The 13,858-nt window shown below is 69.6% G+C and carries 17 protein-coding genes; 14 read left to right on the top strand and 3 right to left on the bottom strand.

Annotation, left to right across the window (positions count from 1 at the left end):
* The first annotated feature begins 2 nt into the window (after positions 1–2).
* The 14 genes from ACIHAO_RS19190 (at position 3) to ACIHAO_RS19125 (ending at position 10,620) form a co-directional block, all read left to right on the top strand.
* Complete coding sequence (locus ACIHAO_RS19190; protein ID WP_396559554.1) at positions 3–329, top strand: hypothetical protein; 327 nt, start codon at positions 3–5, stop codon at positions 327–329.
* Positions 330–405: 76 nt separating this feature from the next.
* Positions 406–1,605, top strand: coding sequence for an AAA family ATPase (locus ACIHAO_RS19185; protein WP_396559552.1), 1,200 nt, complete (start codon positions 406–408; stop codon positions 1,603–1,605).
* Between the two features lie 52 nt (positions 1,606–1,657).
* Entirely contained in the window at positions 1,658–3,415 is a 1,758-nt protein-coding gene (locus tag ACIHAO_RS19180) for a VWA domain-containing protein (protein ID WP_396559550.1), read from the top strand.
* Positions 3,416–3,507: 92 nt separating this feature from the next.
* Entirely contained in the window at positions 3,508–3,738 is a 231-nt protein-coding gene (locus ACIHAO_RS19175) for a hypothetical protein (protein WP_396559548.1), read from the top strand.
* On the top strand, positions 3,738–4,286 hold the full coding sequence (locus ACIHAO_RS19170; protein WP_396559546.1) for a hypothetical protein: 549 nt from the start codon (positions 3,738–3,740) through the stop codon (positions 4,284–4,286). Before ACIHAO_RS19175 ends, ACIHAO_RS19170 begins: the two co-directional genes overlap by 1 nt.
* Entirely contained in the window at positions 4,283–4,924 is a 642-nt protein-coding gene (locus tag ACIHAO_RS19165; protein ID WP_396559544.1) for a hypothetical protein, read from the top strand. The genes ACIHAO_RS19170 and ACIHAO_RS19165 overlap by 4 nt, the downstream gene beginning before the upstream one ends.
* Entirely contained in the window at positions 4,921–5,838 is a 918-nt protein-coding gene (locus ACIHAO_RS19160; RefSeq protein ID WP_396559542.1) for a hypothetical protein, read from the top strand. The genes ACIHAO_RS19165 and ACIHAO_RS19160 overlap by 4 nt, the downstream gene beginning before the upstream one ends.
* Before the next feature lie 28 nt (positions 5,839–5,866).
* Positions 5,867–6,340 carry a hypothetical protein gene (locus ACIHAO_RS19155; protein WP_396559540.1) on the top strand — a complete coding sequence of 158 codons (474 nt, stop codon included), beginning with the start codon at positions 5,867–5,869 and terminating at the stop codon, positions 6,338–6,340.
* 43 nt (positions 6,341–6,383) lie between these two features.
* Positions 6,384–6,827 (top strand): hypothetical protein, encoded by a 444-nt coding sequence (locus tag ACIHAO_RS19150; RefSeq protein ID WP_396559538.1) that lies wholly within the window; start codon positions 6,384–6,386, stop codon positions 6,825–6,827.
* Positions 6,828–6,890: 63 nt separating this feature from the next.
* Positions 6,891–7,082, top strand: a complete 192-nt coding sequence (locus ACIHAO_RS19145) for a hypothetical protein (protein ID WP_396559536.1) — start codon at positions 6,891–6,893, stop codon at positions 7,080–7,082.
* A 13-nt stretch (positions 7,083–7,095) separates the two neighbouring features.
* Positions 7,096–7,584, top strand: coding sequence for a hypothetical protein (locus tag ACIHAO_RS19140; protein ID WP_396559534.1), 489 nt, complete (start codon positions 7,096–7,098; stop codon positions 7,582–7,584).
* On the top strand, positions 7,581–8,393 hold the full coding sequence (locus ACIHAO_RS19135) for a hypothetical protein (RefSeq protein WP_396559532.1): 813 nt from the start codon (positions 7,581–7,583) through the stop codon (positions 8,391–8,393). The genes ACIHAO_RS19140 and ACIHAO_RS19135 overlap by 4 nt, the downstream gene beginning before the upstream one ends.
* Before the next feature lie 39 nt (positions 8,394–8,432).
* The gene (locus ACIHAO_RS19130; protein ID WP_396559530.1) at positions 8,433–8,792 is read left to right on the top strand and encodes a hypothetical protein; all 360 of its coding nucleotides are present in this window, start codon (positions 8,433–8,435) and stop codon (positions 8,790–8,792) included.
* Positions 8,793–9,369: 577 nt separating this feature from the next.
* Positions 9,370–10,620, top strand: a complete 1,251-nt coding sequence (locus ACIHAO_RS19125) for a DNA/RNA helicase domain-containing protein (RefSeq protein ID WP_396559528.1) — start codon at positions 9,370–9,372, stop codon at positions 10,618–10,620.
* Positions 10,621–10,929: 309 nt separating this feature from the next.
* Here the strand turns inward: ACIHAO_RS19125 and ACIHAO_RS19120 are convergent, their stop codons facing one another.
* The 3 genes from ACIHAO_RS19120 to ACIHAO_RS19110 all read right to left on the bottom strand — a co-directional run bounded on the left by ACIHAO_RS19120 (position 10,930) and on the right by ACIHAO_RS19110 (position 13,857).
* Positions 10,930–11,784, bottom strand: a complete 855-nt coding sequence (locus ACIHAO_RS19120; RefSeq protein ID WP_396559527.1) for a hypothetical protein — start codon at positions 11,782–11,784, stop codon at positions 10,930–10,932.
* A 370-nt stretch (positions 11,785–12,154) separates the two neighbouring features.
* Positions 12,155–12,613 carry a hypothetical protein gene (locus ACIHAO_RS19115; RefSeq protein ID WP_396559525.1) on the bottom strand — a complete coding sequence of 153 codons (459 nt, stop codon included), beginning with the start codon at positions 12,611–12,613 and terminating at the stop codon, positions 12,155–12,157.
* A 104-nt stretch (positions 12,614–12,717) separates the two neighbouring features.
* A complete protein-coding gene (locus tag ACIHAO_RS19110; RefSeq protein ID WP_396559523.1) occupies positions 12,718–13,857 on the bottom strand; it encodes a hypothetical protein in 1,140 nt (379 codons plus the stop codon).
* Between the last annotated feature and the right edge of the window lies 1 nt (position 13,858).

Here is a 13,858-nt window from a genome sequence, read left to right as displayed (position 1 = left end):
CCATGAACCACGACGACAACCAGCCGGAACGCGTGGTGTACGTGGTCGACCCGACCATAAGCCGCGACGTGCAACCCGAAGTGGTGACCCGCACCAACACCGAAAACGACTGCACCGTCACGGGTGTGTTGATCGACCCCGCCGACCGTCAACAACTGTTGTACGGCACCGTAACCGGTCCCGACGGGCGTTTCATCGGTAGCTACTTTCCCGCCGACATCGTGCGGCAATCCGAATGGCGGGTGGTGACCGCCGACGGCACCGAATACTCCGCCCCCAGCGAAGGCCACGCCGTGCTCGCGCTCATCACCACGTCGCGCCGCGCGTAGCCATCCCGCGCCACCCGCCCCGGTCCCCGCCCACCATGACCGCCGAAACCCATTGCTGTGAAGGGAAACCAGCACGATGACCACGAACGCCACGACTCCGGCCACGGGCACCGCGCCCGCCGCCCCGGGCGCGGCCCACCGGTTGCGAAACGGCGAACTCCGCCGCATGGTGGCCGAACTGCTCACCCAGCAACCCGCCAACGCCGGAGTGACGGCGGGCGCCGCCGCTCGTCTCCTGAACCGGTCATCCGGCGCGGTGGGCAACGCCCTGGAAACCCTCGCCACGCGCGGGGAAGCGGACTACATGGGGCAGCCGTCCCGCGCCTACCGCGCCAACGCCAACACTCCCGCCGCCGCCGCGACCGTCGTGATCAGTACCCGCACCACCGACCCCGCGACAGGCGACGCCACCACGCCGCCCGCGCCCGTCACACCGAAACGCTGCCCCGGGCCGAAAAAGGTGACCACGCCCGCGCTGGTGACCGCACCGGTACAGCGCCCGAACGGACAGCTCTACCACCCGCGCAAGCTGGCGGGCAGTTCGGATGTGACGGTGTTGCGGCGGTTGCGGCAGAACAAGATTCCCTCGCTGCTGTACGGGCCCCCGGGTACGGGCAAGACGTCGCTGGTCGAGGCCGCGTTCGGTGACGCGGTGACCCTTCCGGGCGACAGTGACACCACGGTGGACGACATCGTGGGCGGGTACGTGCCCACATCGGGCGGGAGTTACGCGTTCGCGCACGGGCCGCTGGTGACCGCGATGCGTGAAGGGCGCGCGTTCTTCATCGACGACTTCACCCTCATCCCGGCGCCCGTGCTCGCGGTGGTGTATCCCGTCATGGACGGGCGCGGGCACATCACGATCAAGGCCAACAACTGGGAGCGTGTCGACGCCGCACCCGGGTTCTACGTGGTGGGCGGGCACAACCCCGGGGTGCACGGCGCGGTACTGAGCCCTGCGCTGGCGTCGAGGTTCCGGGTCAAAATCGAGGTGACCACCGACTACGACCTCGCCGCCCGGATCGGCGTCGACCCGAAAGTGGTGCGGGTCGCGAAAAACCTCGCCGGACGGCAGAAGAAGGGCGAGATCGGGTGGGCGCCCCAGATGCGCGAACTCCTCGCCGCGAAAGACACCGCCGCCGCGCTGGACCCGATGACCGCCGCCGGAAACCTGATCGCCGCCGCGCCGGAAGAAGACCAGGACATCGTCGCCGACGTGGTCCGCAACATCTTCGGCGCCCACGTCGCCCCGCTCACCGTCGGCGAACAGTTCTAGCCGCGTCCCCACCGGTTCCCGCCGCCCACGACCGTCCGGAAAGGACACAACGATGACCGCGCACATCGCCGCACCCGCCGCCACACCGACCGCCGTGTTCCCCGCCGCCCCGGGATGGCTGACCCTGTCGGCCCGGTTCGGGGACGAGGTCCCCGCCATCGCCGACCGCGACGACCTCGTGGTCACCGTCGCCCCCGGTGCGGGACACGACGCCCCAGCGTGTTTCTTCCCCGACCTCGCCGCCATCGAAGTCGACGGAATCCACCTCCCCAGCGGGGTCGACCCCGCCACCGTCGAACCGCACCGGGTCGGGGACCGCAAGCGCTACCGCACAGCATGGGGGCTGCTGACCCACGAATCCGCCCACGCGAAACACTCGGTATGGCGTGAACCTCCCGGGGCGCCACCGGGCGCGGCGGCGGCCGCGATCCTGTTGGAAGAGTCCCGGATCGAGGCCGCGCAGTTGCGGCGCCGCCCGCAGGACCGGTATTGGCTGCGTGGCAGCGCGACGAAGCTCATCCTCGCCGACACCCGCGCCAACGACCCGGCCGCCGCACCGACCATGACGAAACAGGATGCCGCGCAGTCCGCCGCGCTGCTGCTGGCACGTGTGGACGGCGGTGTCCTCAACGGTCGGGAAGTCGCCCGGGTCGAACGGGTCGTGCGCGGCATTCTCGGCGACGACACCCTCGCCCAGTTGCGCGCCATCTGGCGTACGGCGCACCGTGTCGCCGACGACAACGCCACCGCCATGATCGAACTCGGGTGCCGCTGGTGCGAAGCACTCGGCGACGACCCCGACCAGCCGCCGCCCCAGCGCGGCACGGCCGACCCGGGCGCGCAGCCCGGTAGCGGGAACGGCACGCCGTCACCATTGGCGCAAGCGATCACCGCCGCCGCCATCGCCATCGTCAACTCGGCTGCCGCCGACCCCGCGCCCACCGACCCCGTCACCGACGCCATGGAGGCCCGCGCCGCCGAGGACGCCGCCCGCGCCCGCGCGGCCAGCGCGGCGAACAAAACCTTCGGCCACGGGACCAGCCCGTACGCCAGCCACATCACGGGCACCCGCCCGCCGACCACGGCGGAACGGGCCGCCGCGCGGCAACTGGCCCGCGCGCTGACCACCGCCGGGGTCCGTGACCGCACCGCCACCACGACCACCTCGGCCATACCGCCCGGGCGACTCCGGGTGCGCGGCGCGATGACCGCCGCCGCGCAACGCGCGGCGGGCGCCATCCCCACCGCCGAACCGTTCACCCGCACCACCCGCAAAACCGTTCCCGCACCACCGCTACGGCTCGGCATCATCTGCGACGTCACCGGGTCCATGGAGGAGTACACGAAACCGGTCGCCTCGGCCGCGTGGATTCTCGCCGCCGCCGCACACCACACCGACGTGCCCGCCACTACCGCCACCGTGACCTTCGGGTCGCGCCGCATCACGCCGATCACCCACCCCGGAACCACCCCCGCCCGGGTCACCGAGTTCACCACGGGCTATGGCGGTCACGCCATCGACGACGCCACCGAAGCCCTCGACGGCGCCCTCGGCCTGTCTCGCCCGAACGCCGCCCGTCTTCTGGTGATCATCTCCGACGGGATCTTCGAAGACGAGACCCGCGAACCGGGCCAGCGGCTCCTCGATCGCCTACGCGCCACCGGATGCGCGGTCCTATGGCTCCTACCCGACGACGACCCCGCCAACCAACCGATGGACGGCGTCACCCTGCACACCCTCACCAACCCCGCCGCCACCGCCCGCGCCATCGGACAAGCCGCCACCGCCGCACTACGAGCCACACGCTAACCACCCACAGACCCCGGGCGGGGCGGACACCCTCCCCCTCATGCCCGCCCCGCCCGGGCCCACAACCACCCGCGAACTGGAGATGACCACCGATGACCGACACCACCATCGCCACCGTCGGCGAGCTGATCGCCGCCCTCGACCACTACGACCCCGCCGCCCCCGTACGGCTCGCGACACAACCCGCCTACCCCCTGGAAAACCTTCTCGCGCGCGTCGTGTGCATCCAGGATCGCGCCGATCAGCCCGTGGTGTGGCTAGGCGCGAGCGACCAGGTCGGATACGTGCCCGCGCCCGTCACCGACGCGCTGGGGTGGTCGTGATGACCACCGACGAAACACCCAGCAGGACACCTGCCTCGCTGGCCGACCGCGCGATCACCGTCGCCCGCCTTCACCGCGCCATCGCGCCGCGCGCGTTCGCCGATCGCCACGGTGCCCAGTCTTCGTGGAATCGCCGCGCGATCACGACAAGCCATATCGCGGCCGCGCTCGGCGTCGGTGCCGACACCGTGCTCGTGCGGGACGACCCGGACCGCCACTACGGCACCGGGGCCCTCACCCCGGGAGATTTGATCGAGGTCACCAACGACGGCCGCCGCTGGTACTTCATCCCCGACCTGTCCGGGTTCGTGATGTGGTCCTGGCTGCTGCTCGGCCCGTGCCCGGACTGCGAGGCACCGCGGGTCCCCATCGTGCGAGTCGCCGGCCTCGCCGACCTCGGCGCCCACCTCGACCCCGAGTCCGAGGAGCGCTTCTGCGACACCGCGCCCTTCGAATTCCACGACGACCCCGCCCATCACCCGCACTGCCTCTACTCCGCGAACGCGTCGGAACTCCGCGCGGGACACCGAAAGGAGCCCCGGTCATGACAACGACAGCCGTCGAGACGGCTGACAAACCCGCACGCATCAGCAAAGAAGGTCGGGTGGCTCTTGCTGCGATCGACGTCGCGACCGCGCTACCGGGCAAGTGGACGGTTGGCCGTGGCCGTGGCCGAGACCAGGTCGCGGACGTCGTGTGCTTGGCCACCGGAGTCAGTGTCGGTTTCCAACCGGTACCAGGGCCGGGCGCGTGGTGTTACCAGCTCGTTCCCGGGGACCTCCCGCGAGAACTTGACGATGTCTTCCTTTGGCACCGCCGAGACCCATTCCCTGTTGTCAGGTTCGCTGTCGGTGCCCCGGCCGCCGAGGTCGCGACCCATATCCACCAGCGACTGATCCCGGCCTTCCACCAGTGGCTCGACCGCGCCCAGACCGCCCGACGCGAACGCCTCCAAGCCCAAACGCGCCAATACGAAGCTCAGCGCGAGATCGCCGACCAGTTGGAAAGCGCGTTCCCGCAGGCACCCGAGCCCGCCCGCATCTACTTCCTGAGGGGCGACCGCATGAGCATCACGCTGACCATGTCGGTCGACGACGCGCTCGCCCGCATTCCCGCGCTCGCACAGGCACTCCGTGTCGACACCACCACACCATCCACATCGACGGAAACCCAGGAGACGACATGACCGCGATCAACGCCACCCTCACAGGCCTGCGCTCCCGCAATAGTCACAAGGTCTCCCGCGTTGAGGTCTTCCTCGGCACGGGCCCAGGGACCCAGTACGTCGGCTACCTGGAATCCGCATACCCGGACGGGACACCAGATCCCGCGACCGTCGCCTTGCTGCCTGTCGGACGGCGATTCCTGACCGCTGCCACCGAGACCGACTTCTATGCCGCGCTGGACACCCTGGCTGAGGCATGGTCGATGTGCGGTTTCGGGCCAGCGGTGTCCGGCTGCAATCACGACCTCGCGACGTGGAAGACGTGGCGGCGCAGGAACCTCCACGTGGGCGGCGCATACACCTTCGACGGCCGCCGAGTGTTGTACCTGCCCGACGTTGTTCGCGGCATCGACAACGTCGAGAATGACTGGCACAGCATCACTCTTCACAGCGAGAGGCCTCCGGCTTGGCGAGGTACCACGCTTGCCGGGCGCGCTCGCGAGGCCTTCGACCGGGCTCGCCGACAAGACCCGGGTTCTGACGTCGGCCGTGATCCCGCCTACCTCAAGCGTGCCGCCCTCCGCCGCGCCTTGGGGCGTGACGTGGCCGAGGAGTTCGGTGTGGCGAGGACGGCGGTGACGGTGACCGATGACCCCGACCGTCAGCACGGCGGGTGGCACTGGTTTCTGGTGACCATCGCCGACGGCGGCACCGAGTACCGGTTGACCTGTTGCAACGGCACGGTGGACGACCTGCGTGTCCTCGGGCCGTGCCCGGAGTGCGGTGGCGAGGTGCCGCTGCTCGCGGCCAACGACCCTGCCGCGCTGGGCCGCTACCTCGACGCACGGGCCACGGGCACCTCGGTGCCGTGCCCGCCCGGACTGACCTTCGGCGTAGGCCACACACCTGGATGCCCCGTCCGCGAGGACCTCTGACCCAGCAAGCCCGCCAGGAGAGGACTTCGTGTTGGTCACGCGCACCGACTTCTACCTCGGCACCGGACCGACTGCGCACTGGCTGGGTTCGCTGCAGTTCGCCTGCCACCCCGACAACCTCCTCAAGTTGTCTCACGGCCGCGCCACACTGACCGCGCGCGAGCCGTCGGCGTACCGGGCGGTGGTGAAGGACCTGCTGCTGATGTGGGCGGTCGGGGGACTCGGCGCCGCGCACGAACCCCGGAACGGGTGGCCGTGGGACTGGGAATCCAGCCACAGCAACGACTGGATCATCACCCACTTCGACGGTGCCGCGCACATGACGGCGGGTGGTGGCGACCGCTGGCACCGCCTCGACCCTGACGACCCGCGCCCGCCGTTGCGGTGCGGACCGCCGGACTTCGCGACGTGGCTACGCGACCCCCGTGCGGCACCAGCGGTCCCGCTCCCGGTGCACCGCCCGCCCGATTCACCCGCCACCGACTACTCGCACTTGCTCTGACGCAAATCCCACGACCTCAGAGTCCAGAAAGGACAGACCAACGATGACTACGTTCCTGCCTATTCCCCACGACCTCTACCGTCACGCCGAGCCGGAAGCGGGCGAGATCCTGCCCGCCCTGACCGGACGTGATAAGCGGTACCGCCCGGTCGAGCGATTCGACCCGAACTGGGGTTACATCCTCTCCGGTCGCGCGTCGACTGTCGCGGTGGTGTCCGCGCTGTATTGCGGCGAGCTCGACGTGCCCGAGCGCGCGTGGCCCGAGGTGCTGCTCCTGTACTGCCCGGACGCGTGGCGAATGCTCACCGAGGCGGAGGTCTCATTCGAGCAGTGGAATAGCGGCCGTTGCGAGGCGGTGCTGGGCGGCCGGGTCGGGGTCACCGCCAACACCGAACTCGGCGGCTACGCCGTGTTCGCGGTGATGGACGTGCCCGCCGTCGTGGCAGATGTCGTCGGCACGCTGGGCGCGATTCCCACCTTCAGCTGACCAACCCAATTCCCCGCACTACAGAAAGGTCGACACATCATGCGTGACAGGAGGAAGCGTCTTATGTGGACTGTGCTGGCCGTGCTGCTGCCCGGCCCGTGGACCCCGGTGATCGTGCTCGCTTACATCCTCGGCCGCGCCACCGAACACGACCAGGACGCCACCCACGACGGCGACGCTCCGCCGTATCCGCCGCCTGATCCGTACGCCTGTGTCCCGGCACCCGTGACCCCGAACCCGCATGCGTCACGATAAGGAGGACCTGGCGATGTCGAGCAACACCGACTTCTACCTCGGACGCGGCGAGGGCGCGGAATGGATCGGCTCCCTGTACGGGGAGTGCTATCCCGAGAACTTCCTCGCTGTCCCACCCGTGCGGCTGGCGGTGACCGCGACGACCGAGGCCATCTTCCGCGCCGCCGTGGCCGACGCTTTCGATGTGTGGGAGGAGGAACGTCTCGGCCGCGCGTATCGCCGCGAGCTCGGCTGGCCGTGGCTGTGGTATTCCAGCCACAACAGCACCTGGATCATCACCTTCGACCCCGGCGACGGCGCGGTGTTCTCCACGGTGAGCGGTGGTGTCCGCTGGCACCGTATCGACCCGCGCAACCCGTGGTTTCCCGAGGGTGACGACCCGCTCGGGCCGCCCGATTTGTACGCGTGGCTTCGTGATCCGGCCGCGCCACCGTCGGTGCCGATGCCGCTGATGCGGGAGAAACCCGCCGACATGCCCATCATCGGCGGTGACGCCCGATGAGCAGCACGACGCACGACTTCTACCTCGGGCGCGGCCCCGACGCCGACTGGCTCGGATCGGTCCACCTCGGCACCCGCAACGGCCGCTGGCTCGACGAGATCACGCGAGCCCGGTCCGCGGGCGGGTTCATCATCCTCGTCGCCCTCTTCCTGCGCACCGCCGAGATCCACGAAGCCGGCGAGGTGACGCTCGGAAACCATGCGTGGCCGTGGCCCTGGCCCACCAGCCACGGCACCGACTACGTGTATGCCTTCGACACTGACGCGGTGTGGACCGCGCGACGAGGTGACAGGTGGTCGCTACGCGCCGACGAGTACATCCCACCCGGACCCGACGAGACACCACTGGCCTTCCCGCACATGCGCGACAGCTGCGGCTACACCGGGATCGACGCCGCCGACACCACCGCCCGCCGCTACGGCCCACTGCTGGGCGACACCTATCAACACGACCTAACCCAGCTCGGACTGCGGATCCTCGCTGATGTCACAGGACCACCCGGTCCGGGCGAACCTGCCGCCCTCACCGAGCTCCGGGCACAGCTGCCACCGCACCTGCGCTACGCCCTCACTGCCTACGAGACGGACGTGGAGCTGGCATTCGAGGTCTTCGGCTACCACGACGGCGATCCAGCCGCCGCATCCGCCACGCACTCGCTCGCGCAACTGCCCGCCCTCTATGGATGGACCGATCCGTGCGGCGGCCCGCCCCGCTTCGGCGCGCGGGTCCGCGTCGCCGATGACGAGCGCCACACCACGCACCCGGTGCTGGAGGACCCTCGCGCCCGCGCGGTGCTAACCGCCTCCTGATCCCGTCTTCCAGCCCGCAACCCTGAAGGAGAAGACACCATGTCACCGAACAACACCGCACCCGTCGACCCGACCGCCGCAACAGAGGCGGTGGAGCCGCGCAGCGCCGCTGAGCACTGCGCCGCCGCCGAGGCCCTCTTCGCCCAGGCTCGCGCGATGTACCCCAGCCTCAGCAGCCGCGCGTATCACCAGGACGAGTACCGGCGCTGCCTCGACTGGGCACGCATGCACTTGCGCCTCGCCGAGGCCATCACCGCCGGAGCCGGACTGGTCCTCACGCAGCACCACCTGCTAACCAGCCCCAATGGGCGCCCGCCCTACACACATGCGGGCGCCGAGACACAGTTGTGGAACGAGCACTTCGAAAGCCAGCACGACCCGACCAGGAGGCCCGCATGACCACCCCGCTCTGGTTGCGCCCTCGTGGGCCCTTGCAGCCTGCCTGCCCGCGTTGCCACGTCAAGATCGGCCACATCCACGATGAGTGGTGTTCCGTGGCGCGCTGTCTTGGCCACCGGACTGCAGCGCACAGGTCACGACGAAGCGTGCTCATGCCCGCGAGACACCTGGTCTGGGCGATGGCCCGGCGCGGTCGGAATGCTTTGAGTTCGGCTGGACGTACGGGGACGGGCTCCCCGACCTCAACCGCCTGATGATCACCGCGACCTGGGACCCGGACACCCACCGCTGGATTCGTCCTGGCCACCAGACCTCGGCCGACTCGAACACGACCGTCGAAGCAGAGCCGCGATGACCACACTCTCTACCGCCCCGGACCCGCCCGGCGGGCATCGACCTCGCTCGCCGTGCGGTACCAGATCCCGTCTCGGAGAAATCCGAGGGTAGGGTGCGCCCCGGCCGCGACACCGCCGCAGAGCACGTGGTTCCACCACACCCTTCGCCTGGCCGCAGCTCGCCAGGCCACACGTCCAGCTGACGCACGTTCGTCTCACCAGTGAGGAGGACCGAACTCATCATGCCGAGCGCAGGATCCCCCTCGCGCCCCGCGGCGCCCACGCTGTTCGACCTCGCGGCCCGCTCACTCACCCACGCCGACGTGTTCGGCCTGGACCGCGATCAGCAGGCTGTCCTCGACCACGTCCGTCGGTACCTCGCCGACGAGGACGGCCCGAGGGCAGTCGTGGTGGTCGCCGGCGCCGCGGGCACGGGCAAGAGCGCCCTCGCGCTGACTCTGCTCGGCGAGGCGGTGCGCGCCGGCTACCTGGCCCGCCACGCCACCGGCTCGCAGGCGTTCACCACCGCGCTGCGCAAGACCGCCGGACACGGCTCCCGCGCCACCCAGAAGCTCTTCCAGTACTTCGGCACCGCCACCGACACCGACCCCGACGGGCTGGACCTGCTGGTGTGCGACGACGCGCACCAACTGCGGACCACCTCGAACACCCGCTACACCCCTGTCTCGCGCCGCAGCGACCGCACCCAGGCCGCACAGCTGCTCGAGACCGCCCGTGTCGTGGTGTTCCTCCTCGACGAGGACCAGGCGATCCGTCCCGGACAAATCGGCACCCGCGACTACCTCGCGACAGCCGCCCGAGCCTGCGGCACCACCCTGCACATCGCCGAGCTGACGAGCCAGCACCGCCATCACAACGTCCGCTACGACAGCTGGGTCCGTCGCCTACTCGGCCTCGACGACCCACTCAGCCCGCCGACCTCCTGGAGCGGGGACAAGGACTCCGCGCCGCGGTTCGAGCTGCGGGTGGCCGACAGCCCCGGCGAGCTGGAGCAGTTGCTGCGTCCGAAGACCGAGGTCGGGGCGAGCGCCCGGATCACGGCCGGGTTGTGCTGGCCGTGGAGCGACGCGAGTCCAGGAAATCCGTTGGTCGAGGACATCGTGATCGGCGACTGGCGCCGCCCGTGGAGTGTGAAGGGCCAGCGCGCGGTCAACGGGATGCCGCCCTCGCCATTGTGGGCGATCGATCCCGCGGGCGCCGGCCAGATCGGCAACGTCTACAGCGCGCAAGGCTTCGAGTACGACTACGGCGGCGTCATCCTCGGCCCCGACCTCCTGTGGCGCGACGACCGGTGGATCACCGACCCCGCCGCCACCCGCGACGACGCCCTCGACGGCGCGACAGCCGCCGACGTCGACCTATGGGTGCGCCGCACCTACCGCGTGCTGCTCACCCGCGCCACGGCGGGCACCGTGCTCTACTCCACCGACGCCGAAACCCGCGCCCTGCTGCACGCCATCATCGACGCGTAGCCGACAGGCCCCCGGCCGCTGTCACCAGTGCAGGGATGCGGCCCATCGACGGTATGGGCAACATAAGAAACAACCACGTTCGTGCTCGTGGGGGCGGGGAACGATGCGGCCAGTGGGCGGCGGGAAAGTGCCACCGCCGTACTGGACGGGCGCGGCCGAGGTTATCGCTGGCCATCGACCGCTTAACCCGTGGCGTAGGCGATCGCGGCGCTAACGGGGGCGGGACCAGCGCGCCGGAGCTATGAGAAGTCCGCGCGCAGGACCGGTTGCCCAAGAGGCGGTCCTGCGCGCGGATTAGGCGGGCGGGCGTCAGGATTTCAGCGCGGGCTCGGTGGCTTCGTCGCTCGTGTTCGGGACGTCGGTCTTGTCCGGGTTGATGGCGAACCGCTTCGGTGCCTCGCAGGTTTTGCGCGCGTACCCGTCTGCGACGAGCTTCTCCAGGGCGTTGTTGACCGCCCCGGCCGAACGGCCGAGGTCCTTGCCGATTTTGGCGGGCCCGAAGTCCTCGCCCGGGTGTTCGGTCAGGTACTCCTCCACCATGGCTCGCAGCCCGCCCTTGGGCAGTCGGTCCTTGTCCGGGCGGGCGGTTTCGGTGACCGCAGGCGACCCCGTCACAGACGGCTCGGGCTTGGTCGCGCCGTCCGTCGGATCCTCCCGTGCGGTGTCGGGCAACGGGGTGGTCCCAGCGTCGTCGGCGGCAGTAGCCGGACCGGCGTCGTCCTGGGAGGTGTCCGTGGTGGTGGATTCCGGGGCGTCGTCGGTGTTGGAGACGGTCATCTTCGTCGCTTCGGTGGTTTCGGCGATGTTGCCCGCCGCAATGTCCGGCTGTGCGTCGTCGGTGTCGGATGCGGTGGTGTCACGGTCCGACGGAGTGAGCGTCCATGTGTCGGGGTTGCGCGGGCCGTCTCCGGCGGTCCGGATAGCGGTGCCGTCGCGTCCCCAGCGGGCCAGGATCTTCGCGGCGGTCGAACGGCCGACTTCGGCGGCCTTCGCCAGTGCGGCGGTCGTAGAGGCGGGATTGTCGGTCAGCGCGGCCAGCACTTTGTCTTCCGTGGTGGGCGTGTTCTGCTTGCCGGGCGCATCGGACACGGCGTGCAGGTGGCGGTCGCTGTCGGTGGCGTCGGGGATCGTGGCGATGCTGATGTTGCGGTTCTTGCGGGACATGACGGACTCCATGTGTTGGTATGGAATGGGATGGTCATGCCCCGGCCGGGGCCGTTGGCCCGCCGGTGCGCATCCGGTTGTTCGGGCTACACGTCTATGGACGCTTCGTCACCGCGCCATTGTCAAGCGATCCGTCAAACAAGACACGTGTCTCATGTGGACACGTCGTGTCTTTCAGCGTTTGCCCGTATACGAACCGGACCACGTGTGGGTGCCGCCGTCGGGCGTTTCGGCGTTTCGCGATCCGCTCCGGTTGTCACGCAACCGGGGCGGCACCGGTGCGGGCTACGGTGCCGTAGCTGACAGCCCACTACGGGCGCGGCCCGTGATTGCCGCGCCCGTAAGGGGCATGTTGTCGTTTCGGGGTGGGTCAGGTCTGGGGCAGCGTGCCCCAGATCCCGATGCCGCCGACGCCTTCGGCGTAGGCGGTGCCGCTGTTGTGGACGGCTTGGATGACCACGAGGTACCGCAGCTGGTAGGGGCTGCTGACGAACCGGTTGTAGTGGCTGGCGAGTGCGAATGCCGACCGGAAGACCTCCCGCGTCACGTCCATGGTCGGCGCGTCGGCGGTGCCGTGGTCGCTGTGGGGCAGTCCGGTGATCGTGATGCGGATCTGATTCTGCGGACCGGATTCATCCGCCGCGACGGCGAACTCCGCGTCGGCGTGGATCATGTCGTCTTCCTGGATCGCGACGAGGTCCTCGCGGATGCGGGCGGCGATGTCCCGGAGCGGCAGCTCGGCGGTGTCGTCGTGAAAATCGCCCACGATCGCCACGGGGGCCGGAGTTGGTTGGGCCACCGGGGTGCCGATGCTTTCTGTAGTGGTCATGTTGCGGGTTCCTTTCCCATTGTTTTTCAATCGCCTGCGGGTGCAGGTCGTCTATTGTGGACAGTCGCGGCCCGCTCGCATCACGGCAGGTGGCTGTGTCCGGGTTAGCGGCGCAGGACGTGGACGCGTTCGCCGCCGATGAGGGGTTTGTCTTCTGGCCCGGCGAGGTGGTCGGCGATCCAGATGGGGCGGTGGTCGTCTCGGCTGCGGTAGTACTGGTTGCGCCAGTGGCCGCGAACGATCCAGCTGTGGTGGTATTCGCGTGTGCCTTGGCCGAAGGCGTCGCTATGGCGGTCGGCGGGTGTGGTGCGGGCGCGCCGGAGGTCGACGAGCCGGACGCCCTGATTGAGGGCGGGGTCGTAGCGTTCGATGCGGCGGCGGGCGGCGCGGGGCGCGGCTATCCGTTCGGAACGTACGAGGGTCTGGCCCATCAGGAGCCAGGTGGTGAGGATGGTGCGCTGCAACGCGAACTGTGCGTCGATCGTGGCGGCGGCGGTGCCTTCGGTCAGTGCGCTGGGCCAGCCCTTCATGTCGGTGAACGTCATGGGGGTGAGGCCGCACCATTGGTAGCCGTGTGGTGGGGAGAAACTCGGCGGAATCGGTGCGCGTTCGGTATTGCTCATGAACGTGGCCAGGAGGTGTTTGGCGGCTTGGTCGACGGCGTCGTCGTGGCTGGCGGGTTTGTTGTCCAGGGCGGGTAGCGGCAGGTTCAGCGCGGCGGCTTTCCGCATCTGGGACAGGGCGAAGTCGCGGGGTAGCCGGGCGAGCTTGCGGCCCACGTCGACCGCTGTTGGCAGGGGATCGGGGACGGTGCCCCAGGTCTGCACCCACAGGCCGCCACGCCCTGGACCCCACGACACGAGAGAGACGTCGTTGTGCAGTGCGTTGGCGGTCTGGGTGACGGGTGGGTGTTCGTAGACCATGAGTCCCACGGGGGCGGGCAGGTCTTCGGGGTGGAGGCGGTAGTCGACCAGCGTGGTCGCGGCGTGGCTGGCGAGGTCGGTCAGGTTGGCGGAGACGTAGAACAGTTCGGCGGCCGGGATCTGGGCGCGGAGTGTGTCCGCGATCGTGGCGCCGACGTCATCCAGCGGCGGGAACGCGGGCTCTCCCGCCGAGTCCTCGGGCCGGGGGCCGACGAAGAACCGGTACCAGTTGCCCGCGCCGTCCAGGCCGGGGTCCCGGGTCCATTCGGTCATGCGGGCCCGGATCTCGGGGACGTCGTAGGCCGTGACCACCGCTGTCATC

It is taken from the genome of Amycolatopsis sp. NPDC052450, from assembly GCF_044547565.1.
Lineage (GTDB): Bacteria > Actinomycetota > Actinomycetes > Mycobacteriales > Pseudonocardiaceae > Amycolatopsis.
This window is presented reverse-complemented; position numbering and strand designations above follow the sequence as displayed.